General features: G+C 40.3%; 22 protein-coding genes. 20 read left to right on the top strand and 2 right to left on the bottom strand.

What is annotated here, in order from left to right; translation table 11 throughout:
• Positions 1-35: 35 nt before the first annotated feature.
• Positions 36-986 carry a helix-turn-helix transcriptional regulator gene (locus LM917_RS03050; protein ID WP_232696023.1) on the bottom strand — a complete coding sequence of 317 codons (951 nt, stop codon included), beginning with the start codon at positions 984-986 and terminating at the stop codon, positions 36-38.
• A 213-nt stretch (positions 987-1,199) separates the two neighbouring features.
• On the opposite strand from LM917_RS03050, the gene LM917_RS03055 reads away from it, so the two are divergent.
• From LM917_RS03055 to LM917_RS03115, 13 genes are all read left to right on the top strand, one after another.
• Positions 1,200-2,510, top strand: coding sequence for a helix-turn-helix domain-containing protein (locus LM917_RS03055; RefSeq protein ID WP_232696024.1), 1,311 nt, complete (start codon positions 1,200-1,202; stop codon positions 2,508-2,510).
• Positions 2,511-2,658: 148 nt separating this feature from the next.
• The gene (locus LM917_RS03060) at positions 2,659-3,765 is read left to right on the top strand and encodes a mandelate racemase/muconate lactonizing enzyme family protein (protein WP_232696025.1); all 1,107 of its coding nucleotides are present in this window, start codon (positions 2,659-2,661) and stop codon (positions 3,763-3,765) included.
• A 20-nt stretch (positions 3,766-3,785) separates the two neighbouring features.
• A complete protein-coding gene (locus LM917_RS03065) occupies positions 3,786-5,204 on the top strand; it encodes a YfcC family protein (protein WP_232696026.1) in 1,419 nt (472 codons plus the stop codon).
• Positions 5,205-5,452: 248 nt separating this feature from the next.
• Positions 5,453-5,842, top strand: a complete 390-nt coding sequence (locus LM917_RS03070) for a YmaF family protein (protein ID WP_232696027.1) — start codon at positions 5,453-5,455, stop codon at positions 5,840-5,842.
• Between the two features lie 287 nt (positions 5,843-6,129).
• Positions 6,130-6,459, top strand: a complete 330-nt coding sequence (locus tag LM917_RS03075; protein ID WP_232696028.1) for a phasin family protein — start codon at positions 6,130-6,132, stop codon at positions 6,457-6,459.
• On the top strand, positions 6,434-8,038 hold the full coding sequence (locus tag LM917_RS03080; RefSeq protein WP_232696029.1) for an ABC1 kinase family protein: 1,605 nt from the start codon (positions 6,434-6,436) through the stop codon (positions 8,036-8,038). Before LM917_RS03075 ends, LM917_RS03080 begins: the two co-directional genes overlap by 26 nt.
• Before the next feature lie 367 nt (positions 8,039-8,405).
• The gene (locus tag LM917_RS03085) at positions 8,406-9,185 is read left to right on the top strand and encodes a sulfite exporter TauE/SafE family protein (protein ID WP_232696030.1); all 780 of its coding nucleotides are present in this window, start codon (positions 8,406-8,408) and stop codon (positions 9,183-9,185) included.
• A 58-nt stretch (positions 9,186-9,243) separates the two neighbouring features.
• Positions 9,244-10,374: an MBL fold metallo-hydrolase gene (locus LM917_RS03090; protein WP_373688752.1), complete on the top strand. Its 1,131-nt coding sequence runs from the start codon at positions 9,244-9,246 to the stop codon at positions 10,372-10,374.
• Positions 10,375-10,517: 143 nt separating this feature from the next.
• Positions 10,518-10,748: a glutaredoxin family protein gene (locus LM917_RS03095; protein WP_232696031.1), complete on the top strand. Its 231-nt coding sequence runs from the start codon at positions 10,518-10,520 to the stop codon at positions 10,746-10,748.
• A gap of 205 nt (positions 10,749-10,953) precedes the next feature.
• Positions 10,954-11,415, top strand: a complete 462-nt coding sequence (locus LM917_RS03100) for a PaaI family thioesterase (protein WP_232696032.1) — start codon at positions 10,954-10,956, stop codon at positions 11,413-11,415.
• Positions 11,416-11,638: 223 nt separating this feature from the next.
• Positions 11,639-12,475, top strand: coding sequence for an alpha/beta hydrolase family protein (locus LM917_RS03105; RefSeq protein ID WP_232696033.1), 837 nt, complete (start codon positions 11,639-11,641; stop codon positions 12,473-12,475).
• A gap of 59 nt (positions 12,476-12,534) precedes the next feature.
• A complete protein-coding gene (gene kynA / locus LM917_RS03110; protein WP_232696538.1) occupies positions 12,535-13,383 on the top strand; it encodes a tryptophan 2,3-dioxygenase in 849 nt (282 codons plus the stop codon).
• 391 nt (positions 13,384-13,774) lie between these two features.
• Positions 13,775-15,478 (top strand): amidohydrolase, encoded by a 1,704-nt coding sequence (locus tag LM917_RS03115; RefSeq protein WP_232696034.1) that lies wholly within the window; start codon positions 13,775-13,777, stop codon positions 15,476-15,478.
• Positions 15,479-15,568: 90 nt separating this feature from the next.
• On the opposite strand, the gene LM917_RS03120 is transcribed toward LM917_RS03115, so the two are convergent.
• The gene (locus LM917_RS03120; RefSeq protein WP_232696035.1) at positions 15,569-16,978 is read right to left on the bottom strand and encodes a sigma-54 interaction domain-containing protein; all 1,410 of its coding nucleotides are present in this window, start codon (positions 16,976-16,978) and stop codon (positions 15,569-15,571) included.
• 262 nt (positions 16,979-17,240) lie between these two features.
• Here LM917_RS03120 and pdhA point away from each other — a divergent pair, with 262 nt between their 5' ends.
• From pdhA to LM917_RS03155, 7 genes are all read left to right on the top strand, one after another.
• On the top strand, positions 17,241-18,308 hold the full coding sequence (gene pdhA / locus LM917_RS03125; RefSeq protein WP_232696036.1) for a pyruvate dehydrogenase (acetyl-transferring) E1 component subunit alpha: 1,068 nt from the start codon (positions 17,241-17,243) through the stop codon (positions 18,306-18,308).
• On the top strand, positions 18,305-19,288 hold the full coding sequence (locus tag LM917_RS03130) for an alpha-ketoacid dehydrogenase subunit beta (protein ID WP_232696037.1): 984 nt from the start codon (positions 18,305-18,307) through the stop codon (positions 19,286-19,288). The genes pdhA and LM917_RS03130 overlap by 4 nt, the downstream gene beginning before the upstream one ends.
• A 19-nt stretch (positions 19,289-19,307) precedes the next feature.
• Positions 19,308-20,651, top strand: coding sequence for a dihydrolipoamide acetyltransferase family protein (locus tag LM917_RS03135; RefSeq protein WP_232696038.1), 1,344 nt, complete (start codon positions 19,308-19,310; stop codon positions 20,649-20,651).
• On the top strand, positions 20,652-22,079 hold the full coding sequence (gene lpdA / locus LM917_RS03140) for a dihydrolipoyl dehydrogenase (protein ID WP_232696039.1): 1,428 nt from the start codon (positions 20,652-20,654) through the stop codon (positions 22,077-22,079).
• A 161-nt stretch (positions 22,080-22,240) separates the two neighbouring features.
• Positions 22,241-22,609, top strand: a complete 369-nt coding sequence (locus LM917_RS03145) for an HsmA family protein (RefSeq protein ID WP_232696040.1) — start codon at positions 22,241-22,243, stop codon at positions 22,607-22,609.
• A gap of 278 nt (positions 22,610-22,887) precedes the next feature.
• Positions 22,888-23,568: a response regulator transcription factor gene (locus LM917_RS03150; RefSeq protein WP_232696041.1), complete on the top strand. Its 681-nt coding sequence runs from the start codon at positions 22,888-22,890 to the stop codon at positions 23,566-23,568.
• Positions 23,565-24,941 (top strand): sensor histidine kinase, encoded by a 1,377-nt coding sequence (locus LM917_RS03155; protein WP_232696042.1) that lies wholly within the window; start codon positions 23,565-23,567, stop codon positions 24,939-24,941. Before LM917_RS03150 ends, LM917_RS03155 begins: the two co-directional genes overlap by 4 nt.
• Positions 24,942-24,963 lie beyond the last annotated feature (22 nt).

Consider the following 24,963-nt stretch of genomic DNA (forward strand, 5'->3'; position numbering starts at 1 on the left):
TATAACCGGCAAAACCTGACAACTTTCTGTCAGGTTTACTTATTTTGTTCATATTTTTTTACGATCTCTGCTGATAATTCTATAATACGCTTCCGTACATGAATAGGTTCTATCACTTCCAGTAACGGACCAAAGCTAAGAATAAACCCATAAAGCCAATCATCCTCAGGAAACGAGGCATAGACAAGTGAATAGCCGTCCTGATCAGGTTGTACCTCCTCAACCCCAAAATATTCCTCAGCGAGATGTCTCGCATTTGGGTCAAAACGTAGAACTAGTGAGATTACCGAGGAAGACTGGCGCCAGGATTGGTTCCAGGGAAGCTCTTTTGTAGAGATCGATTTCCGGGTAAATGGATCATTCAGATATTGCAGATCTTTCATTCGGTACACCTTGAAAAAACGGAATTCTTGTTTGTTACAACAATAAGCATACAAATACCAGGAAGGTCCTTTTCGTACTAGTGTATATGGTTCCACAAGGCGATCATTAACTTCTCCTTTGGCATTTCGATAGATGAAGCTTATTCGTGTACTGCTATCAATCGCTTGTTTTAGGTGTTCGAGCATTTCCTCCAGCTTGGAATGCTGTCCCCACTGAGAGAAATCATAGATTACTTGCTGCGATAGAGACTGGAACTGCTCAGATTGTGTTTTTGGTATAATCGTATTAATTTTCTCTACTAAAGCCTGATTCGCGTTTTGGGGATGCTGATGAATGGTGGCAATACTTTGTAGAGCGGTTACAATCGTAATCAATTCCTTGTTGGTCAAAAGTTGACGGTCCAATCGGTATCCATCTGCGAGGCCGATTCCACCATTAATACCCTGATAAGTAACAACAGGAATACCTGCCTGACTAATAGTTTCGATGTCTCGATATATCGTACGAATGGATACTTCAAAACGTTCAGCCAAATCTTTGGCCTGAACCAGATTGCGATTCAATAACAAGATGATGATACCAAGAAGGCGTTCTATTTTCATAAGATTATTTATACTCCGTTCTTTGGGAATGGAAGATATAATTCGGTAATAAGGGGGCACTTTCCTGTAGAATAGTTGTATGATATTTTATGTGTAAACACGAAGGACGAGAAACATGTGGTTCGAGTAGGGTAGGTATTACAAGTTTGGAAGACTTTTTCTTACAGCAGCCAAAAAAATATTTTTCCCGTATAGAGGAGGTGAAGCTACGCGATGAAAATTGGTGTCATAGGTTCAAAGTTTTTTCTGGACTCAGTCTCTGTGCACTTTTCTCAGTTTCCAGAAGCAGAGTTTATTTGCTTTCAATATGAGATGCCTGAAGAAAGCCGTCTTTTGATAGATGAAGCATGCAGACAAACCAATCTGGTACTCTTTTCAGGATCAATCCCATACTATTATGGATACACACAAGTAGAAAAACATAAGAAAGAAGCCCTATACATCCCGTTTGATGAATTAACCATGGCACTTTCGCTATTATCTATTTCTAATAAGGAACGGGTTCCATTAAACAAAATATCTGTAGATTTACCCGATCGGAATCGCTTATCAAAGGTTCTGAATGAATCAGAAATTGATGAGGGACCTCTATATGTGAAGGATTATCCGTGGGTATATAGTAGAGAGAATGAGACGAATGAAATACATATCGTAGAATTTATCCATTTTCACCACAAGCTATATCAGGAAGGTAAGATCCTATTTGCGTTGACGAGTATTCATGCTGTCTATGAAGAGCTTCAGAAACTCTCCATTCCATCCAGGTTTATGGTAGAGTCAAAACACACTTTACTCGAGAGTCTTGCAAAGGCTACATCCTTGTTAAAACTAAAGAAAACGGAAGAATCACAGATTGCGATTATCTCGATTCAAGGATGCCAGCAATCCCTGAAGGAAAACGAGCACTTTTTGACTACATTGCAGAAAGTAAGTAAAAGCCTGCATGCCAGAGTCTCATTAGAATATCAGGACCCTCATTTGATTTATACGACCCGTGGAGCATTACAAGCCTTTGGATACGATTATTTTCGTACCATAATAAATCAGTATGAAAAAGAATTTAACACGCTGTTTCAAATTGGTATCGGTTATGGATATACGATCCAGGAGGCAGAAAATCATGCGGCTCAAGCCTTGTTTTTTACGGAGAAATTTCTGAAGAATAAAACGATTACTTGCCTGGTAGATGAGGATCAAAAATTGTTTGGACCATTACTTGAGAAAAAAAGCTATGTTGAACTGAAAAACGAAGATCCAGCTATCCAAAAACTAGCTAATGAACTGAAAATGAGTGCGAAAAATCTAAAAATTATTCAGCGATTTATTACAGTAAACAATTTTGGTACATTTTCAGCCGCGGAGTTGCAAGCCTATATGAATGTCACTCGCCGAACTGCTGAAAGATTCATTAAACGACTGAAAGAAGTAGGATTTCTTTTGCAAGTAGGGGAAGAACATCCATACGAACAGGGAAGACCTCGAAATATATACGTGGCAACCGAAAAACTGAAATCAGTTACCTAAATAAAAATCTTTCATTGAAGCCGTGAAGCTTTCCATGAAAGATTTTTATTTGTATAAAGATAAAATATTCTGACTTTACAAAAAAATAATAGTATTATATATTGTTTTAAACGACAAATAGCGACAATTAGTATAGGGGGGCTCCAGATTGAAAATTATTCAATGCGAGATTTATGCCATTCATTTACCTTTAAAAGAGCCATTTGTTATTGCCTACGAAACATACAAGAATATGCCGTCTATCATTGTGAAATTGACAGCGGACAATGGACTCGTAGGATATGGAGAAGCAGTCCCAGATGAGCATGTAACGGGAGAAACCATTTATGCAACCTTCGAGGTCTTAAAACATGTTCTGCTTCCTGCTGTAAAAAATCAAAATCCGTTTCAGTTAGAAAAAATTCACCATATTATGAATTCGTCGATAGCGGGAAATTCTTCAGCTAAAGCAGCCATTGATATTGCATGCTATGACCTGATAGGAAAATACACCAAATTGCCGATTTATGAATTACTAGGCGGAAAGTATCATGATTCGCTTACCTACGCAAAAGTTCTAAGTATTGATGAGCCTAGGGCGATGGCAGAAAAAGCACAGGAAGCCATCCAAAAAGGATACAGTTCCCTAAAACTGAAGGTGGGCTGGGATATTGATGCAGATGTGGAGCGTATTGCAGCCGTTCGGAAAAAAGTGGGGGATAAGGTGCCTGTTCGGGTAGATGTGAATCAGGGATGGGGAACCTACTCGAATGCACTACCTGCTGTGAAAGCGTTAGAGCCTTACAAACTAGCCTGGCTAGAACAGCCGATCAAAATGGGTGATATTGACGGTTTAGCCGAGTTAAAAGAGAAGACAACCATCCCAATTATGGCTGATGAAAGCATCCATCACCAAGAGCACTTGCTGGAGATCATAAAGAAGAAAGCCGCCGATAAAATCAATATTAAATTGATGAAGTGCGGTGGTATTTATCCAGCTATCCACTTGGCAAAGACAGCCGAGAGTGCTGGGATAAGCTGTCAAATCGGGTCCATGGTAGAATCCTCAATCGGATCAGCTGCAGGCTATCATACTGCCATCTCACGAAAAAATATCTCCAGTACGGAGTTGACGGGACCTCTCCTATTTAGTCAGGACATTGGTAATTTGAAATATGATATTCCTTTTGTGCACCTTACAACTGAACCGGGTCTTGGGATTGTGGTTGATGAAGAGTCTTTGCAACAGCTAACAATTAAAAAAGAGCACATCTAACATTGTGATGAGGTGGACGGATGGAAACGGAAAGAAATCCTGTATCATCGAAGAAAAAGACATTGCTTAAAGTACCGCATACATACACGCTTATCTTTATTATCATCATTCTTGCAGGGCTAGCATCCTATTTTGTCCCTGCTGGTGAATTCGAGCGTGTCAAGGATGAGTCTACAGGAAGAATGCTCGTAGTAGATGGCAGCTATCATACAATTGAAAGTGATCCGGTCAGCTTTTTTGAAATATTTACGTCTATTCCCATGGGCTTAGAAAAAGGAGCTCAAATTATTTTTTATATCTTTCTTGTTAGTGGCGTATTTGGAATTATCCGATCGACGGGTGCGATTGAAGCAGGGGTTTTTAAAGGTGTACGTTCACTTGAAGGACGTGAACGGTTACTAATCCCCTTGAGCATGATTCTATTTTCTATCGGTGGTTTTACCATGGGGATGGCAGAAGAAACCATCATTTTCGTACCAATTGGGATTGCCTTAGCAAGAGCGATGGGCTTTGATGCCGTTACGGGAACGGCTATGATTACTCTTGGCGCGGCCAGCGGTTTTTTTGGAGGTATGCTGAATCCGTTTACGGTAGGGGTTGCTCAATCACTTGCTGAAGTACCTCTTTTCTCTGGAATTGGTTTCCGTTTTGTTGTCTATCTGTTTGTACTGGTGTTTGCGATTTGGTATGTAAGTCGATATGCGAATAAGGTGAAGCAAAACCCTGCGAATAGTGTCATTTATGATATAGAACAAAATGAAAAACAAGGAACCGGATTAGGCGAATTCCCGGAATTGACCGGACGCCACAAGCTAGTCTTTCTTGTTATGCTTTGTGGTCTCGCCTTTAATGTTTATGGTGTATTTAAATGGGGATGGTTTTTAACTGAGCTCACTGCTTCTTTTATGATCATGGGGATTATTAGTGGCTTGGTAGGCGGTTTACAACTAGGAAAACTATTCGATTCATTTATAGCGGGAGCAAAAGCAGTTACGTTTGGTGCTTTAATCGTTGGCTTTGCGAGGGCGATTACAGTAGTGCTAGAAGAAGGGAAAATCATCGATACCGTTGTCTTTATGATGGCATCAGGGATCAGTCATCTGCCACAAGCATTAAATGTAGTAGGTATGTTTTTTGGTCAGGCGATTTTGAATTTATTCATTTCGTCAGGTAGTGGGCAGGCTGCTGCGACTATGCCAATAATGGTTCCCATTACGGATTTACTAGGATTAGAAAGGCAGATTGCCGTTCTTGCCTTCCAATACGGTGACTCTGTTACCAACTCCATTATCCCTACATCTTCAGCACTAATGGGGTACCTGGCTGTTGCTGGAATTCCTTATGAGAGATGGGTTACATTTATTTGGAAATTAATTCTTGGCTGGGCTTTAATTGCTTGTGTGGCTTTGCTAGCTGCGGTAGCTCTCGGTGTCTCCTAATGAAAGAGGGGGTTATACGATGAAGGATTTGCTACATGAAATAAAACCTCAAGTTATGAGAATTTTCCGCTAATTATATGAGAATCCAGAAGTGAGCTGGAACGCCCGAGTAATGGATTCAATAATGTCCATTGCTCGGGTATTTTTTTATTTTTCGTATGAAAAATACCACCCCAAATTTCTATACGCCCATGCCAATCCCTGTGCTCTTTCATACTATGTAACAAACTGGGCAAAGGGGTTATAAAATGAACAGAATTCCTATTACAGGATATTTATTCCATTCCGATGATTCAACAGCAACTCACTCACATGAATTATATCTCACCTCTTGGAATGGGATAACCGTAACACATAGGCACATGTTTGCTGGTACGACTTCAGTAGATGACAGGCATGATCATAAATATATCGGAGAAACGGAACCAGCACCGACTGGAGTACCCCATGTTCATCAATACCGTACACTAACTTCCGTTAATGATGGTCACCAGCACGTAATTGAGGGAGTAACAGGACCCGCTATCAGTGTGCCAACTGGGGGACACGTTCATTATTTTGAAGGGTATACAACTGTAAATGGAAGGCGTCCGCATTCCCACCATTACAACGGGACCACAAGAAATATGATTGAGTAAATAGCAAATTCTATGATTTTCTTACAAAATATATACGGTGAAACGCCTATTGATTCGTTTTGCTTAAAACGAGTTCATAGGCGTTTTTGTTATTTTAATAAAGAGTTTACTAATCGGTGAAAAAAAAAGGATAAATGATGAACAGACATTTCTAACAATTTTAATATGATATGATTGAGATAAGTAAGTTACTAACTTGTATACTTGTTTGTTTGACTACTCCCTTTCCTGATTTCAAGAGGAAAAATAAATTACCTGAACACATCAAATATTGGGAGGAATAAATCATGGGTATTAACGATGACATGAAAAAAATTTTATTGGCAGGTATTGGCGCTGTAGCTGTAACCGCAGAAAGATCCAAAACCCTATTAGATGAGCTGATTACAAAAGGAGAAATTACCGTAGAGCAAGGTAAAGTATTAAATGAAGAGCTCAAACGGAATGTACAGGAGAGCTTTAAAAAGCACTCTCCACAGAGTCATACAGAGAAACCGACTACTACCACTGTAGTAGATATGCTAGACAATCTGAACCCTGAAGAAATTGCAATGTTGAAGAGAAAACTTGCTGAAATGGAGAATAAAGAGGATGGAGTGGAGAAAACAGAGGAATAAGAATGGACAAAGAGATACATCCTCAGCAAGATTAAAAGAAATGATCCAGGTCCTGAAACGCCACGATGTGATTCGTGGTGTTTCTCCCGAAAAACTACGTATGATTCTAGAAGATTTAGGGCCGACCTTTGTTAAATTCGGACAGATTATGTCTTTGCGTTCTGATATGTTGCCAAAGAGTTATTGTGATGAATTGGTTAAACTGAGGGCAGAGGTAAGACCTGTGGAGTTTTCCAAGGTGATTAAGCTGGTGGAAGAGGAATATGGGGTATCTGTTCATGAGATATTTACGCATATTGATGAAAAATCCCTTGGTTCAGCCTCAATAGCTCAGGTCCATGCTGCGACACTGACAAGTGGAAAAGAAGTCGTGATAAAGGTACAACGCCCTGGAATCTATGAAACAATGGCACAAGATATTGTTTTGCTTAAGAAAGCATCTAAGCTGTTACAAGTATTTGGAGCAATGGATGGTTTAATTAATTTTACTGCCATTATCGATGAGATGTGGGTGGTTGCCCAGCAAGAGATGAACTTTTTGAAGGAAGCAGAAAATTGTAAAGAGTTTTATGAGCTGAACAAAGAGATCGAATATGTGACATGTCCGAAGGTATATCGCCACCTGTCTACCTCCAAGGTGTTAGTCATGGAATATATTGAGGGAATTCAGATTGATTCTCTGGAAAGACTGATGAGTCATGGGTATGATCTGAACGAAATTGGAATGAAACTGGCTGAAAATTATACGAAACAAGTGCTAGACGACGGATTTTTTCATGCAGATCCTCATCCGGGGAACATCTGGATTAGAGAGGGCAAAATAGTCTGGCTCGACCTCGGAATGGTAGGACGGTTATCCAATCGAGATAAAGAGCAGTTAAAAAAAGTCGTACTAGCTATGGTAGAGAATGATAGTTATGAAATAATCCATTCACTTCTCACCATTGGTACTCCAAAAGGAAATATTAATTACACAGGTCTCTACTCTGACATTGAGGACATGTTAGTTAAATACAGACATGTTGATCTAGGGAATCTGGACCTTGGCAGCTTGATTAATGAACTGATTAATCTAATAAAAGATCATCAAATCGCGATGCCAACTGGTATCACGATTCTGGGACGGGGAATTATTACGTTGGAAGGAATCCTGAGAACTTGTTGTCCTGAGGTAAATTTTCTTAAGATATTATCTACTCACATGTCAGAGCATCTCTTTCTTCAATTTGATTTGGAAAAAGAGCTTCAAAATAGAGGGAAATCTGTTCATAAACTGTTTAAAAAATCTATTGATATTCCAACTCAGATTTCGGACATATTGCGAATGGCGAGGAAAGGACAAGCCAAAATGAACTTGGAATTAACAGGAGCAGAAGAGCCGCTGAGACAAATTAATCATATGGTCAATAAAATGGTAATTTGTCTTGTCAGCGCTGCCCTCTTAATTGGCTCAAGCCTAATCTGTACAACAGATATGCAACCCAAGATTCTGGGAATCCCTGCGATAGGTGCGATCGGCTACTTAGGGGCTATTTTTTTAGGCGGATGCCTAATCCACGATCTTTTGAAAAACAGATAAGAATAAAACTTGTTTTAATAGAGTTATCAGTACGGATAAAACCTACTGCCGTTTTCGAGAATGAGAAAACGGCAGTAGGTTTTTTTCTATGAAAAACGTCTCGACGTTTTTCATAAAATTGGATGTGACCGCTTGCGATCAACAAAACGGTCATGGCCGTTTTGTTGTTTCAGAAAGTAGATAGTAGATTGTATGCGTATGCAAGCGCAAAAAGTTTAAAAGATGTAAAATTACTGTTTACAACATACCTATAGGGGTATATAATCAATGTGTAAATACCGTATGGGGTATGTTATTGAGGCAGGAAAAGCAGTAACAACTATGATTACAGCTGTGGAATGATCTACACAAGAAAAGAGGTGACAAGATGGACATAGGCTTTATGATCACGATTTTTATGATTGGGTTCGTTGGTTCCTTGATATCAGGAATGGTAGGGATTGGTGGGTCCATCATTAAATACCCCATGCTTTTATATATCCCACCGTTACTGGGATTTGCGGCATTTACAGCTCATGAAGTTGCGGGAATCTCTGCCATCCAGGTCCTCTTTGCCACGATCGCAGGTGTATGGGCATACCGGAGGGGCAACTACTTAAACAAAAGCTTGATCCTGTATATGGGTGCAAGTATTTTGGTGGGTAGTTTTATTGGTGGCTTTGGCTCCAAGTTGTTAAGTGAGGCTGCGATCAACATTGTATATGCAATGTTGGCAACGATAGCGGCAGTGATGATGTTTATCCCGAAAAAGGGGCTAGATGATAAGCCGCTCTCTCAAGTTACCTTTAATAAGTGGATAGCCAGTATTTTGGCATTTGTTGTAGGGATCGGTGGAGGAATTGTAGGTGCAGCAGGTGCATTTATTCTGGTTCCCATCATGCTTGTTGTCCTGAAAATACCTACTAGAATGACGATTGCCACTTCGCTAGCCATTACATTTATCTCATCCATCGGTTCTACCGTAGGGAAGATCTCAACTGGACAAATAGATTATGGACCTGCTGCTATCATGATTATCGCAAGTATTATCGCCTCTCCAATCGGTGCTGGCTTAGGCAAAAAAATGAATACAAAAGTACTTCAATTCTTGTTAGCAGGACTTATTGTAGCAACATCGATTAAAATCTGGCTGGACATTCTGATGTAACAAAAAAATTTGACTAAAATAATACCCCTAGGGGTAATTGACTTGGAGGAAATTGTACATGAAAGGCTTATCACCGAAAGAGCTAAATGAATTACTTGTAAAGAATGAACCCATTTTTATCTTTGATGTTAGAAATGTTTTTGATTTCAATGATTGGAAAGTAGAAGGGAAAGAGGTTGAATATCTGAACATTCCATACTTTGAACTGATCGATGGCGTAGAGCATGTTATGGACAAGCTCCCTCAAGACAGAAATGTAATTGTTATCTGCGCGAAAGAAGGTTCATCCATCATGGTGGCGGAGATGCTAGAAGAAGCAGCAGGACTACAAGCTAACTATTTGATTGGGGGCATGAAGGGATGGAATGAGTACTTATATCCAGTAAAAGTGTATCAGGATCAGGAAATTACGGTTCACCAGTTTATTCGTGTGGGCAAAGGATGTTTATCCTATATGGTTACATCTGGTGAAGAAGCTCTAGTAGTAGACGCATCACGCTTCGTTGATCGTTATATTGATTTTGCCAATGAACAGGGAGCTACGATTACGCATGTAGTAGACTCACATTTACATGCTGATCATATTTCAGGTGGACATGAATTGGCACAAAAAACAGGAGCAAACTATTATTTGATGAAATCAGAAGGGGCAGTGCTAGATTTCCATTCACTAGAAAACTATGAAGTACTCACCTTCGCTTCTATTACTTTAGAAGTTTTGGCTGTCAAAACACCAGGACATACTCCTGGTAGTGTATCCTTCCTTGTAAATGGAAAAGTGCTGTTCTCAGGAGATACGATTTTTGTAACGGGGCTAGGACGTCCTGACCTTGGGGGAAAAGCAAGAGAGTGGGCAGCTGACCTTTATCACACGGTATACGGTAAAGTTGCACAAATCGCTGATGACGTTATTGTTCTTCCAGGTCACTATGCCAAGTTTGCCGAAGAGTTGCATGAAGCTGGCTATATTGGTAATACGTTGGGACATATCCGAAAAATGAATGATGTCATGAACGGGAAAACAGTCGACGAATTTGTTGAGGTAGTTGCTGCTGCAACGTCAAGTGAGACTCCACCTAACTTTGAAGAAATCGTAGCGATTAATCGTGGGATGCGAAGTGCCACACTCGAAGAAAAACAAGAGCTTGAAATCGGACCTAACCGTTGCGCAGTTCATCATACTCATTGAGAGAGTAAGCTACTAGGGTGGTTCGAAATAATTTGGTTCAAATGAATTATACTTTCGGGTTACTCTTATTTTGCCTATTGCAAGAAATTAGGATACCATACTCATATGGGTCTATCAATAAAACAATAAAGGGGATATGAAAAATGAATGATATCACTGTTTATACTACAGATACTTGTCCGTACTGTGTTCATATGAAAAATTTCTTGGATTCAAAAGGATTACCTTACAAAGAAGTAAATGTGCAAAGAGATCAGGAAGCGGCGCAAAAATTAGTAGAAACAACAGGTCAAATGGGAGTACCTCAAACCAATATTAACGGAAATTGGGTATTAGGATTTGATCCGGAAACAGCACTTTCCTACCTGAAATAAGTTGGGTAATCATGTGTGAAACGAGAAGCCAAGGTGTATCTAACTCCTTGGCTTTTTCATTTGAATTCATCTCAGATAGTATAATTGTCCATGGATGATAGAAGATACACTTGAAATGTAAATCTAATAGTTATTAAAATATTTTAAATGTTATAATAATTTATAGGTAAAAACACATTATACTACTAACTTGTAGGAGGCACTCATGAAAAAATATATTGATGAAAAAGAAGTCCATCAAAGAAATTATCAGCAAATCGTTGAAACGTTCGAGCAAGAGCCTTATGCCCAGTACTTAGGGATCAAATTAATTGAATTAGGAGAAGGCACTGCGACTGCGGAGTTAGAGGCTAAGGATCATATGTTAAACTCTCATGGGACCGTTCATGGTGCAATCATTTTTGCTTTAGCTGACTATGTATTCGCAGCAGCATGTAATTCATATGGAAAAACATCTGTTGGGTTAACAACAACGGTCAATTTCATGTCGGCAGGGATGAAAGGCTCGAAGCTAAGAGCAATCGCTACGGAAGAGAAGAAAAACTTTCGGACAGCATGGTATAAAATTCGGGTTGAAAGTGACGACGAATTAATAGCAACGATGGAGGCATTGTGTTATCGGAAGGATCATTATTTTGTACCGATTGATAATGCAGAAGAAAAATAAGCAGGAAATCATGTTTAATCAAGTTATTATTTACCTAAAGCTTTATTATTTGAATTTTAAAAATAATGATAGCATTTCATTTTCTCACATGATAACTTTAGGGTGATAATAGTGATGAGAAAAGGAAGAATCAGAGGATAGGTACGAGCAGCTTTTCCCACTGTATGAGCATTACCGTAAGGCGTGTGAATTCATATCTAGTGAAGAGAGGTGCACAATCCAGATGAGTACACATATGGAAGGCAAGGAAAACAAGGTCATACGATTACACTACGGAGATGATCCCAATCAGTTTGGCGATTTACGAATACCAGATACAGCTGGGCCATACCCGGTGGTTGTTGTCATTCACGGTGGGTTCTGGAAATCAGTGTATGGGCTTGATTTATTGGAAGCGGTTTCGGAAGATTTGACACAACATGGGCTAGCAACCTGGAATATTGAGTATAGAAGAGTTGGTAATGAAGGAGGTAGCTATCCTGGAACCATGCAGGATGTATCACTGGCTACAGATTATGTACGTACGTTAGCTCCCACTTATAATCTAGACCTTTCCTCTGTTGTTGTTATTGGACATTCGGCAGGAGGACATCTGGCAATATGGACTGCTGGACGTCATCGTTTACCCGAAGAGAGTGAACTACGAAATACTACAGATCCTCTTCCATTAAAAGGGGCAATTAGTCTCGGTGGTGTTCTGGACTTAGAACAAATGTGGAAAATCTTTGATTATAAACAACAAACCTTTTCTACAGTAGAGATTGAAAATCCCGTTGCGGATCTGATGGGCGGATCTCCTTACGAATTATCCGAGAGATACGCACAGGCTTCCCCTGTAAATCTACTTCCACTCCAAGTGCCTCATGTCTTAATTCATGGAGATTTGGATGTAAATGTTCCATTTAAATTAAATGCGAAATATGAAGAGATTGCCAAAAAACAGGGAGATGCAATGAAGGTAATTATTTTACCTGAGGTTGAGCATTTTGAAATTACAAATCCGGCTTCTAAAGTTTGGCCGACTATTCGTGCTGAGGTAATGCGATTAATTCAAATGTAATCAGATGTTATACATAAAACGGGTAGCATATCGAAAGGGTGACCTCGCGCATGTCACAAATGGAAAAGAATAATCACGAAGAAAAGTCAGGTCTTGAGAAAGAGATTCATACTGATTTTCAAAAGGAAATGACGTATGGGGATTATCTTAAATTGGATCAATTGTTAGCTAGTCAAAGCAGGCTCTCTGATCATCACGATGAAATGTTGTTCATCGTGATTCATCAGGTGAGTGAGCTATGGATGAAGCAGATTCTACATGAAGTTCATGCGGCAATCGCTTGTATCCGCCAAAATGATTTGGAACCTGCTTTTAAGATGTTATCTAGAGTTTCTCGTATCCAACAACAATTAATTAAATCGTGGGATGTTCTTTCTACCTTAACACCTTCAGACTATATGCAATTTAGAGATAAACTGGGTCATTCTTCTGGATTCCAATCTTATCAGAATCGAATCATTGAATTTGCTTTAGGATATAAAAATCCACATGTCTTAGCTGTGTACGAGCATCAGCCTGAGTTACACACCATAATGGTTAATGCGCTGAATGAACCAAGTATTTACGATGCAGCGATTAGAGCAATGGCGACACGTGGCTTACCTGTTGATGCGGAATGCCTGGATAGGGATTGGACACTAGCTTATCAGCCTAATGAAAGCGTAGAGGAAGCTTGGTTAACTGTTTATCGCAATGTGGACCAGTACTGGGATTTGTACGAACTGGCTGAAAAATTGGTTGATATTGCGAGCCAGCAACAGCAATGGCGCTTTAACCATATGAGTACTGTAGAAAGAATTATTGGGCAAAAACAAGGAACAGGAGGATCTTCTGGTGTTTCCTATCTGAGAAGAGCCTTGGATCATAGATTTTTTCCAGAGCTATGGAGCTTACGTACCAAGCTATAATATCAAAAAAGCATCTTCTTGCATGTATTTGTACGTGCGAAGATGCTTTTTGTTTATTTATAGATGTATCAGAAAGGAATTACTTTATTAAGGCACTACATAGTATGAAAAACATTCACTAAAGTAGTGCCAGCTTTTTCTCCACCGAAGGTATGATTAAACGATCCTTCACAATAAATGGAATTTCAAAGCCTACTTATATTATTCAGAAAATTCATATAAATCAGATAATTACTTGACTATTTTTAACCACACCATATATGATGGAAAAATACAAATATAGGTAAAAACATAAGATGTACATCCATATTTCGTGGAAGGGAGGCCAAGTAATCCTGTTCTGAATCTTTGGAATCACAGTACAAGGTATCCAGTAGGAGGCGAAGAATCCATGAAAAAGATAATGTCCTCGGCAATTAGTATGATTTTATTAGTAAGCATGTTCTCAGGTGCTGCTTCAGCTGTAGCTGTAGAGGAAGTAGCTGACTCCGTTTACGTGAATGGGAACATTTATACAATGGATGATCAGGTGAAAAAAGCTAGTGAAGTGGCAATTAAAGGTCAGAAGCTGATTCACGTGGGAAAAGACGGAACATCGAAGAAATACATAGGTCCCAAGACGAAGGTGATTGATTTACAAGGAAAAACAGTAATTCCAGGCTTAAATGATGGGCATATCCATTTTCCATCGATCGGGATTAATCTTTTGCAAATTAATGGATTTAATAAACCTAAAGAAGATATATTGAAGCTGGTTAAGGAGGAGGCGTCGAAACGCGCAGCAGGCGAATGGATTATTGGAAATGGCTGGAATCATGAATTATGGCCTGACAAGCAATTTCCAACGAAAAAAGAGCTTGATGCTGTAGCACCGAATAATCCGGTATTGCTAGATCGAGTAGATGGCCACTCTATCTGGGTTAACTCCAAGGCTCTGGAATTGGGCGGTATCAAGAAAGAGACTCTTAACCCACAAGGTGGAGAAATCATTCGAGATAGCAAGGGAGAAGCAACTGGTGTCCTCATAGACACAGCAGGTGATCCAGTTTATTCTAAAGTTCCAGAATACAGCCAAGACCGTATAGAAGAGGGCTTATTAAAAGCACAATCGGAACTCTTCTCTAACGGTATTACTAGTGCATCGGATGCAGGAACGCACCTCAGTTATATTAATGATATGAAGAAGCTGTATGAAAAAGGTGAACTCAAAGTAAGATTAAATGTTATGGTTGCCAATGGAGAAGGTGGAGAAACAGGTGAAAGCCTGGAGTACTATTATAAAAAAGGCCCGGAAAATGGCTTATATGGTGACCGGCTAACCGTGAGCTCTCTTAAACTGGTAGGCGACGGCTCGCTTGGTTCAAGAAGCGCCGCGATGCTGGAAGATTACAGCGATCGACCAGGTCATAAAGGTAATTATCGATTTACGGATGAAGAATTATATCGATTGGTAAAAGAAGCGCGTGAAAATGGATGGCAAGTGGCAACACACGCAATCGGGGACGGTGCAATCCAGCAAGTCATCGACACATATGAAAAAGTGTTGAAAGAAAATCCGCTTGATGATCACCGGTGGAGAATCGAGCATTATCAGATTGCTACTGCAGAAGAAATCAGAAGGATGGCTGATTTGGGAATCATCCCTTCCATGCAACCGACTCACGCTACCTCCGACAAGAACATGGCTGAGACCCGGATAGGTCCAGAACGAATCAAATATGCTTATGCCTGGAGAAAGGCGATTGATGCGGGTACACATATTGTGGGAGGATCGGATGCGCCAGTTGAGTTGATCAATCCTTTCCACGGAATTTATGCAGCAGTAACAAGAATGGATCGAGAAGGAAGTCCGGATGGTGGATGGTATCCAGAAGAAAAGATGAACCGAACAGAGGCTATTAAGGCATTTACCATCTGGGCAGCTGAAGGAGCATTTGAAGAAAAGATCAAAGGATCGCTAACTGTTGGTAAACTAGCTGACTTTATTGTAATCGACAGAGATATCATGACTGTTCCTGAAAGCGAATTGAAGGATATTACTGTACTCTCCACAGTTGTTGGTGGGGAAGAAGTTTATAAGAAGAGCAATGAATAGGGAAGAATGAATGAATAATAGCCAAGAGACTGTCAGTTAAAATACAGTCTCTTGGCTTATTTTGCATCAAACTGAATGAAAAGTTTGGAATTACTTTACTCGTAGGCTTCTTTTTTTACGTACTAATGTCGAGATGTTAACTCCTAGTTTATCGGCACACTCCTGCATGGTTGAGGATTGGGCCAACATTTTTTCGATGTACTCTTTTTCGAATCTCTGAACAGCTTCTTTAAGAAGTAAGGGCTTTTCCATATCCCACATTCTAGTAGGTTCGAGTTCGTTACTCACAGGATGAATAGTAGAGGGAAGCTGTTCGAAGGTGATTTTGTCATGGTCACACAGATGATAGGTTCGCTCCATTACGTTTTTTAACTCCCTGATATTCCCGGGCCAACTGTAATCCACTAATTTCTCCAGCGTTCCGGTATCCAGACGTTTTTCGATACCGTATTTCTGTTCCAATCTGTTTAGATAATAAAAGATGAGAGCCGGAATATCCTCTTTTCTTTCTCGAAGCGGTGGTATGGTAATGGATAATACGTTTAGACGATAAAAGAGATCGCGACGGAATTTCTTCTCTTCTACCATTGCTTCCAGGTCGCTATTCGTCGCGGCAATAATTCGCATATTTACCAGCCGTACTTTCTTCCCTCCCAATCTTCTAATCTTACCGTCCTGTAATACATTCAAGAGTTTCACTTGCAGCTCATATGGAAGGTCCCCAATCTCATCGAGAAAAAGCGTACCGTTATCTGCTAATTCAAATAATCCCTCTTTTGACTGATTCGCTCCAGTAAAAGCTCCTTTTTCATATCCGAATAACTCAGACTCTAGCAAGTGATTGGGAATGGCGCCACAGTTAATATTGATGAATTCGCCTGATCTACCGCTTTGCTTATGAATATAGGTTGCAAGAACATCTTTACCAACTCCAGATTCACCTAACAACAAGATGGGCGAGTCATTTTTAGCAAATCGCTCAGCAAGTGATACGATACGGTGCATCGTACCACTTCTGTAAATGAGCTGATCAGCAAAAATATTGCCATTTTGAATCTGTTCCAGAGCTTTTTGATAGGTAGATGAAATCTGGCGTGTTTGTTCCAGATCTCGTTGAAGCTGATTAAGCTCAGTTATATCTCTTACATTACCTACTACGAATAATAATTTCTGATTATGGTCAAGTACAGGTGTTGCCGTATTAATGGTGGTCTTTCCGTTTTCATATTCAATCACGATGCTGTGGGTCTTTTTGGTTTGGAGCGCGCGTACACCTGAAGAATCTGAGACGATATGCAGATCCAATTGTTCGATAAAACTATAGGTATCCAGAATGGCAGCAGGAATCCCCGTTATGGAGAGATACGCATCGTTATAGAGAAGGACAAAACCGTTATGATCACAAATTGCCAACCCATCATGTGACGTATTAAAAATGGTGGTGATCAAGGTTACCAACTCATTTGTATTATTTGCTTGAAAATATTTAGTCTGATGCATATGATCCCACCCTTCCCTAACTAAGTGAATTACCTTAAGTGTAAAGAATATTCTGAGAGGTGTAAATACAAAATAGTCAGAATTGAGCATTATTATGCAAAACTGCATATGCAAAACTGCATTAGGAGTACATTCAGACTTATTATTAACCTGCTAAATCGTGTGTTTCAGTAAATGGCATGATTTTTGCTCATAAATTAAATGAAAGCGATTTCATTTGTAATGGATAGCCTTGTAAAAGATAGAAAGAGAGGGAACATCAATGACCAATCTATATCAAGTACTTACTCCCAAAGGTGAGCTATTAGAAAATATAGAAGGCAAGTTGGACGAAAAAATGATGGTCACCATGTATGAACAGATGGTGCTGGTCCGAGCGTTTGATCGTAAATCAATCAATTTGCAGCGCCAGGGAAGAATGGGTACCTATGCTCCGTTTAGCGGGCAGGAAGCTTCTCAGGTAGGAAGTGCGTTAGCTTTGTCTCCCGGAGACTGGTTGTTCCCGACTTATCGGGATCATGCGGCGAGTATCGTCCACGGTCAGACCATGGAACGCATCTTTTTATATTGGATGGGACATATGGAAGGAAGCATTAGTCCTGATAATAGAAGAATTATGGCTCCTTGCGTACCAATTGCGACGCATATGGTGCATGCGGTAGGAACTGCATGGGCGAGCAAGCTGAAGAATGAGAAACATGTTAGTATCGCCTATTTTGGGGACGGAGCTACCTCTGAAGGTGATTTTCATGAAGCTTTAAATTTTGCTGGGGTATTTAAAACTCCTACCATTTTTCTGTGTCAAAATAACGGATATGCTATCAGCGTGCCGTTCTCAATGCAGTCAGCTTCAGAAACGATTGCCCAACGTGCTGCTGCATATGATATAAAGGGGCTCAGAATTGATGGGAATGATATTTTTGCTGTGTGGCTAACTGTGAAGGAAGCAATTGAACGGGCATTCGCTGGAGAGGGTCCTACTCTTATTGAAGCGATTACCTTTCGTTATGGGGCACATACAACAGCGGATGATCCTAAGAAATATCGTGATCAGGACAGATTATCAGAGGAATGGCGAACACAGCGAGATCCGATATCTCGGCTTAATATATTCCTTGAAAAACGAGGACTCTGGGACGAATCCAAAGAAGCAGCCTTACAAGAAAAAGTTGGCATAGATATTGAGAATGCCTTGGTTGCAGCAGAAAGCTATCCGAAGTCTAAACCGGAAGACATGTTCAAGCATGTTTATGCAGAACCAAGCTGGATGGCGATCGAGCAAGAGAGAGAGCTGCCTAAACGAGGAGTAAAGGTAGGGATACACGCATGAGCAGAAAATTAACCATCATTCAAGCAATAACAGAAGCAATGGATCAAAAACTAGCAGAGGATCAACGTGTCATGCTGCTGGGTGAAGATATTGGAATAAATGGCGGTGTGTTTCGAGCAACAGAGGGCTTAATTGAAAAGTACGGAGCTGATCGAGTTGTTGATACACCGTTAGCAGAGGCTGGAATTATTGGGTCTGCTGTTGGGCTTGGCTTAAATGGAATGATTCCCATCGTGGAAATTCAATTTCTTGCTTTTATTTATCCGGGATTTGAACAAATTGTTTCCCATGCTGCCAGAATGAGATACCGTATGCGTGGTCAGTACAATGTGCCAATGGTTATTCGCACTCCTTATGGTGCTGGTATTCGTGGACCAGAGCTACATTCAGAAAGTGTGGAGACCCTATTCGCACATGTTCCAGGTTTAAAGGTAGTCGTACCTAGTACACCATATGATGCAAAAGGCTTGTTAATTTCTGCGATTGAAGATCCAGATCCGGTCATTTTTTTAGAACCAACTAAAATATATCGTGCCTTTAAAGAAGAAGTGCCAGAAGAGTTATATCGTGTACCAATTGGAAAAGCAAGAGTCGTGCAGGAAGGCGAGGACCTATCTATTTTTGCCTGGGGTCCTATGGTGAGAGTAGCAGAAGAGGCAGCGAAGCAAATTGAAAAAGAGCATGGGTATTCATGTGAAATCGTTGATATGCGCACAATATACCCATTAGATCGAGATACAATTGTAGATTCAGTGAAAAAGACGGGCAGAGGAATGGTTGTTCATGAAGCCCACAAAACAGCAGGAATGGGAGCAGAAATCATTTCAATTATTAACGATGAAGCGCTTGTCTACTTGAAGGCACCGATAAAACGGGTTACAGGATTTGACGTTCCTGTACCACAATTCTCCATTGAGGATGATTATGTACCGACGACTGATCGAGTCAAAACAGGAATCATAGAAACAATTCAATTTTAGAACAGGAGGGGCTTACTGCATGGTAGAGTTTAAACTCCCTGATGTGGGGGAAGGTATGCATGAAGGTGAAATCTTGCAGATGTTGGTAAAAGTAGGCGAAAACGTGAAGCAAGACCAGCCAATTCTGGAAGTTCAGACAGATAAAGTGAATGCGGAGTTAACTTCACCTGTCACTGGTATTATAAAACAAATCTTTTTCTTTGAAGGTGATACAGTTGAAGTAGGAACGACCCTCTTGGTCATTGATCCTGATTCCATTACTGGTTCAGAGTCAGGTAAGCAGGTAAACCAAACAAAATCAACGGATAATTCCAAAGAATCTGTTTCTAATCACGTAAGAAATGACTCAGCTTCAAATAGGATCGTTCCATCCAAAATGGAATCTAGCGAGCAAGCCTCGATTACGAACCAATCACATTCCGCTGCTAGAAAGTCAAGACGTGTCATGGCAACCCCTTATGTTCGTCAATTGGCTAGAGAAATGCAGATTGATATTGAACAGGTTAAGGGTACGGGTCCAGCAGGAAGAGTAACAGAGGAGGATGTTCGTAATTATGGCAAGGACGAAGCACTGGTTTCTATCAGCCAAGTGAGTGCCACTGAAGAAATCGGGAAGATTCGGACTACTTCTCAAAAAGCTACTCCTTCCATTAAACAGGAACGAGAAACACGCTATCACTTAAAAGGAATCCGTAAAAAAATAGCAGAACACATGGTCAAATCGGTATCCATCATTCCGCACGTAACCTCAGTAGACGAGATCGAGATGGATAAACTGGTGGAAGTAAGAGAAAACCTGAAACCATTTGCACAAAAACGGGGCATAAAACTAACCTATCTGCCTTTTGTGATTAAGGCTCTTGTGATTACGCTTAAAGAATTCCCAACCTTTAACGCTTCCATTGATGATGAGACGAATGAGGTTGTCCTGAAAAACTACTATAACATGGGCATTGCCACTGACACACCAAATGGGCTAATCGTTCCAGTTATTCGTGATGCTGATCAAAAAAGTATGTTTCAGTTAGCGGAAGAGATCAGCTCGTTTGCTCAACTCGCGCGTGACGGAAAATTATCGTTGGATCAAATTACTGGTGGAACGTTCACTGTTAGTAATGTGGGACCAATTGGCGGATTACAAGCTACACCTATTATTAATCACCCTGAGGTAGCGATTATTAGTCTTCACAAAGTGGAGAAGCGAATGGTAGTAAGAGAAGACCAGGCTGTGATTCGTCAGATGATGAACATCTCTCTCTCCTTTGATCATCGATTGATTGATGGAGTGACAGCAGTCAAATTCACGAACCGGATAAAAGAGCTGTTGGAGAATCCAAATCTATTGCTTGCGGAGATGGTATAGATGGTAGTCGGAGAAGTAGCTGTAGAAACAGATGTTGTCGTAATTGGTGGAGGACCAGGAGGATATGCCGCGGCAATTCGTCTTGGACAGCTGGGGAAATCTGTCGTGTTGGTTGAAAAAGAACAGCTCGGAGGCGTCTGTCTAAATCGAGGGTGCATTCCTTCCAAATCGCTTATCCATGCCGCTTCTGAGTTTTCAAGGATAGCTGGGTTATCCAAAATGGGCATACGTTTGCCGGAAGAAAAAGCTACATTTGAAATGATTGAGTGGCAAGAGTGGAAAAATTCTGTGGTATCACAGCTCAATAAAGGTGTAGGACAATTATGCGAAGAAAATGGAGTGACGGTGGTTTACGGTACAGCTAACTTTCTATCTGCTGATCGGTTGGGGGTAGAAACAGGAAATGACTTTGAGACGTTCAAGTTTCAACAAGCCATAATTGCCACTGGGGCAAGGCCGTTCGTCCCTACAATTTTACAACGAGATGGTATCCATATACTCGATTCTACGGACATCCTCCAGTTAGAAGAGATTCCTCAAAATCTCGCCATTATTGGGGGTGGCTATATTGGTATGGAACTAGGTATGGCATTTGCCAAGCTAGGAACTGCTGTTACAGTGATTGAAGCAACAGGTCAGATTCTTCCGCAATTGCCTACTCATCTGGTGCGTGAAGTGAATAAAAATAACAAAAAGCTAGGAATTATGGTGAAAACATCAACGAAGGTAGAATCGGCTGTGATAAAAGAGGGACAGGTAGAGTTACGTGTCACTTCTGAAAAGGCCGGATCAGAGAATCATTCTTTCAATAAGGTACTAGTGACCATCGGGCGTATACCTAATACAGAGGAGCTTGGTTTAGAGCAGGCAGGAGTTAAGGTGGATGATAGAGGTTATATTCACGTTGATTCTGCTGGACGTACTGAGCAATCACACATTTTTGCCATTGGTGATGTAACACCTGGCCCAGCAATGGCTCATCGTGCGACGAAACAGGGGATTGTTGCAGCAGAGGTAATTGCAGGTCTATCAAGTAGTGCAGCGGATGCTTTAGTTCCGTTTGTCATATTTACAGAACCGCAGATCGCTGGTGTAGGATTAACTAGGGATGAAGCGAAAGAACAGGGTTATAATGCGTCAGCTACTTCATTCCCTTATCGGGCAAACGGGAGGGCGCTTGCTACAGATGAAGCAGAAGGATTTGCCGAAATTATCATGGATGTAGATAATAATACGTTGCTGGGGATGTTTGTTGTGGGAGCAGATGCATCCAATTTAATTGGCGAAGGTGTTTTTGCCCTTGAAATGGCTGCGCGTGCTGAAGATCTCGCCTTAATCATGCATCCTCACCCGACGTTAAGTGAAATCTGGCAGGAAGCTGCTGAAGGTGCGTTAGGACATGCGATTCATATGATGAATAAAAAATAAGCAAAAGAGTGACTGTTCTTTCGTTTCATCTAAGAACGGTTGCTCTTTTTTTTGGTTCAAAATTCCTATTTAGTTGTTCATCTGCTGTTCATATTCCCTCTATATAATCTCCGTTAGAAAGAGAAGAAATAACACTTAGTAGTAAAAGGAGAGAAAAAGACATGTTAGCAGCAGTAATTGCAATAAATATGGCGCTGATCTTTTATACGATAGGGGTTTGGAGTGAAAAGCGTGCGGGTGAACTGAAAAAAGGACATTTGGGTTTATTTTCTCTCGGGTTAGTTTGCGATGTAATCGGTACTAGCTTGATGAGTATGATTGCTAATGCTAGCGGTGAGGTGAACTTCTTGCATGGATTAACCGGAACCGCAGCACTTGTATTAATGCTGGTGCATACAGCATGGGCAGCGATTGTGCTATGGAAGAAAGATCGTACACAAATTGAAAAGTTTCATAGATACAGCATATTTGTATGGGCAATTTGGTTGATTCCTTATTTCCTTGGTGTAGGTCTAAGCATTTTTGGATAGATGGAGTGATCATATTATTTCACAGTTAAAGAGGAAAGAATGATGTATAATGCATTGTTGTTTTCGCATGTCTTCAGTCTGTCGGTATAATCGCTCTCAAAATTAAACTCATCTTGACTTGTTGGTTAGAAAAATACGTAAAACCATCAAACTGAAGAAAAAATGCAGCTAAACAATCGATGTAACAACTTTTCATGTTGATTGGTTTATTTGTGATAGCTGTTACAGCAATCGTCTTACCTGTCAGCTTGAATGTTGTGTAAGCAAGGAGGGTTTACGTGAAGGTTTCCATATTGATTGCCGATGATGATTCACACATTTTGGAACTATTACGTTATTATTTGATCAAAGAAGGTTATCAGGTTATAGCTGCACCAGATGGTGAAGTGGCACTGCAATTATTAGAACAAGAAAAAGTTCACCTTGCTGTAATAGATGTAATGATGCCTGGAAAAACAGGATGGGAATTATGTCGAGAAATTAGAACCAATTTTGATATTCCAGTCATTTTACTCACAGCAAAAGGTGAGATTAAAGATAAAGAAAGAGGTTTTCTTTCAGGGACAGATGATTATCTGACAAAGCCATTTGAGCCTACAGAGTTACTTTTTCGTATAAAAGCATTGCTAAGAAGGTACCAAATTGTAAATCAACAGGTTATTACCATTCATAACACAGTGATTGATCGGAATAGCCATGTAGTAAAAGTGGGGGATGAGACAATTCATCTTCCACTAAAAGAATTTGAACTACTATCACAATTGGCTAGTTTTCCAGACCAGATTTTTACGCGTGATCAATTGTTGGAAATGATTTGGGGAATTGATTTCCAGGGTGATGCGAGAACGATTGATGTTCACATAAAAAGATTACGGGAACGCTTTGTCGATAAGTCACACGATTTTTTGATCACAACAGTTCGTGGTCTTGGATATAAGCTGGAGGTACGCGGCGAATGAAATCCTTGTACGGTCGCCTTGTTATTACCCTTGCAGCTATCGTTCTCGTCAGCAGTGTACTAGGATTCATTATTGCTAATATTTACTACCAGCAAAATGTAAGAGAGTATAACGAGAAAAAAATTGCTCGAATTGGTTATGAAATTGTAAATCTGTATGAAGAGAATCCGACTGGTGATCTGCACGGTTATTTTACCCATATTGCTAACATGCATTTTCAACTATATCTTGTTGATAGTCAGGGGAATGCGACATTATTCGGTGCACCTTTTCGTGAGCAGGAAATATCACCGGAAATAGTACAAAAGGTGTTAGATGGAGAAATATATCGGGGGATCACTGCAGAAAAGTATGGGTTGTTTATAACAGGCTTTTTTACAAATACACTAAAAAACAGCTTTGGACTCCCGATACATTCAAATGGGGAGACCTACGCCCTGTTCATTCGTCCCAATATTGAGCAACAATTTGGAGAAGTACATATCCTGTTTGGCTTGCTCTTACTTGCTACTTTTTTGATCAGTATTATATTTATTCTGATTTATACAAGGCAACTGGTAAAACCAATCAAGGAGTTAACGAATGCGACCCAGCAATTGGCTGAAGGGAATTATGATATTCACGTAGATAGCAATCGGCGAGATGAGATAGGGAATTTGTCTGCTAATTTTAAACAGATGTCGATATCTTTAAGGCAGCTGGATGAAATGAGGCAGGAATTTGTCTCTAATGTCTCACATGAAATACAATCCCCTCTTACCTCCATTCAAGGTTTTTCTCAAGCCATTCGTTCAGGTGGTGTTACTGATGAGCTGCAGGAGCAATATTTGGCAATCATTGAAGAGGAGAGCAAACGTCTGTCATTACTTAGTAAGCAGCTTCTAACGCTGGCTTCTCTTGAAAAAGAGACGAATCTATATGAACCGACGCTATTTCGCTTGGATGAGCAAATCCGCCTTATACTGGTTATGCTAGAGCCACAATGTAGGAAAAAAGGAATTGAGATAGATCCAGATCTACCTGAAACATACTTGTATGCAGATAAACAATTGCTAAGTCAGGTTTGGATCAATTTACTCACCAATAGTATCAAGTTTACGGAACCGGGAGGAACGATCTATATCAATGTTCGTTCAGGAAAAGATGTTACGGTCACCATTACGGATACAGGAATAGGGATCGCAGAAGAAGGATTGACTCAGATTTTTGAACGGTTTTATAAAGTAGATAAATCTCGTAGTCGTACTAATGAAGGTAGTGGACTTGGCTTGTCGATAGTGAAAGAAATTGTCCAACGCTCTGGTGGACGAATTGAAGTAAACAGTAAGTTAGAGGAGGGAACCAGTTTTCAACTGACATTTCCTTCAAAATAGAATATGATTGTAAGAAGCCTCT

This window comes from Brevibacillus daliensis (assembly GCF_021245735.1).
GTDB classification, from domain to species: Bacteria; Bacillota; Bacilli; order Brevibacillales; family Brevibacillaceae; genus Brevibacillus_B; species Brevibacillus_B daliensis.

Bases quoted from the DNA above. Each gene is read 5' to 3' on its own strand.
- LM917_RS03050 (WP_232696023.1), bottom strand. From the start codon at position 986: ATGAAAATAGAACGCCTTCTTGGTATCATCATCTTGTTATTGAATCGC.
- LM917_RS03055 (WP_232696024.1), top strand. From the start codon at position 1,200: ATGAAAATTGGTGTCATAGGTTCAAAGTTTTTTCTGGACTCAGTCTCT.
- LM917_RS03065 (WP_232696026.1), top strand. From the start codon at position 3,786: ATGGAAACGGAAAGAAATCCTGTATCATCGAAGAAAAAGACATTGCTT.
- LM917_RS03070 (WP_232696027.1), top strand. From the start codon at position 5,453: ATGAACAGAATTCCTATTACAGGATATTTATTCCATTCCGATGATTCA.
- LM917_RS03075 (WP_232696028.1), top strand. From the start codon at position 6,130: ATGGGTATTAACGATGACATGAAAAAAATTTTATTGGCAGGTATTGGC.
- LM917_RS03080 (WP_232696029.1), top strand. From the start codon at position 6,434: ATGGAGTGGAGAAAACAGAGGAATAAGAATGGACAAAGAGATACATCC.
- LM917_RS03085 (WP_232696030.1), top strand. From the start codon at position 8,406: ATGGACATAGGCTTTATGATCACGATTTTTATGATTGGGTTCGTTGGT.
- LM917_RS03090 (WP_373688752.1), top strand. From the start codon at position 9,244: ATGAAAGGCTTATCACCGAAAGAGCTAAATGAATTACTTGTAAAGAAT.
- LM917_RS03095 (WP_232696031.1), top strand. From the start codon at position 10,518: ATGAATGATATCACTGTTTATACTACAGATACTTGTCCGTACTGTGTT.
- LM917_RS03100 (WP_232696032.1), top strand. From the start codon at position 10,954: ATGAAAAAATATATTGATGAAAAAGAAGTCCATCAAAGAAATTATCAG.
- LM917_RS03105 (WP_232696033.1), top strand. From the start codon at position 11,639: ATGAGTACACATATGGAAGGCAAGGAAAACAAGGTCATACGATTACAC.
- kynA (WP_232696538.1), top strand. From the start codon at position 12,535: ATGGAAAAGAATAATCACGAAGAAAAGTCAGGTCTTGAGAAAGAGATT.
- LM917_RS03115 (WP_232696034.1), top strand. From the start codon at position 13,775: ATGAAAAAGATAATGTCCTCGGCAATTAGTATGATTTTATTAGTAAGC.
- LM917_RS03120 (WP_232696035.1), bottom strand. From the start codon at position 16,978: ATGCATCAGACTAAATATTTTCAAGCAAATAATACAAATGAGTTGGTA.
- pdhA (WP_232696036.1), top strand. From the start codon at position 17,241: ATGACCAATCTATATCAAGTACTTACTCCCAAAGGTGAGCTATTAGAA.
- LM917_RS03130 (WP_232696037.1), top strand. From the start codon at position 18,305: ATGAGCAGAAAATTAACCATCATTCAAGCAATAACAGAAGCAATGGAT.
- LM917_RS03135 (WP_232696038.1), top strand. From the start codon at position 19,308: ATGGTAGAGTTTAAACTCCCTGATGTGGGGGAAGGTATGCATGAAGGT.
- lpdA (WP_232696039.1), top strand. From the start codon at position 20,652: ATGGTAGTCGGAGAAGTAGCTGTAGAAACAGATGTTGTCGTAATTGGT.
- LM917_RS03145 (WP_232696040.1), top strand. From the start codon at position 22,241: ATGTTAGCAGCAGTAATTGCAATAAATATGGCGCTGATCTTTTATACG.
- LM917_RS03155 (WP_232696042.1), top strand. From the start codon at position 23,565: ATGAAATCCTTGTACGGTCGCCTTGTTATTACCCTTGCAGCTATCGTT.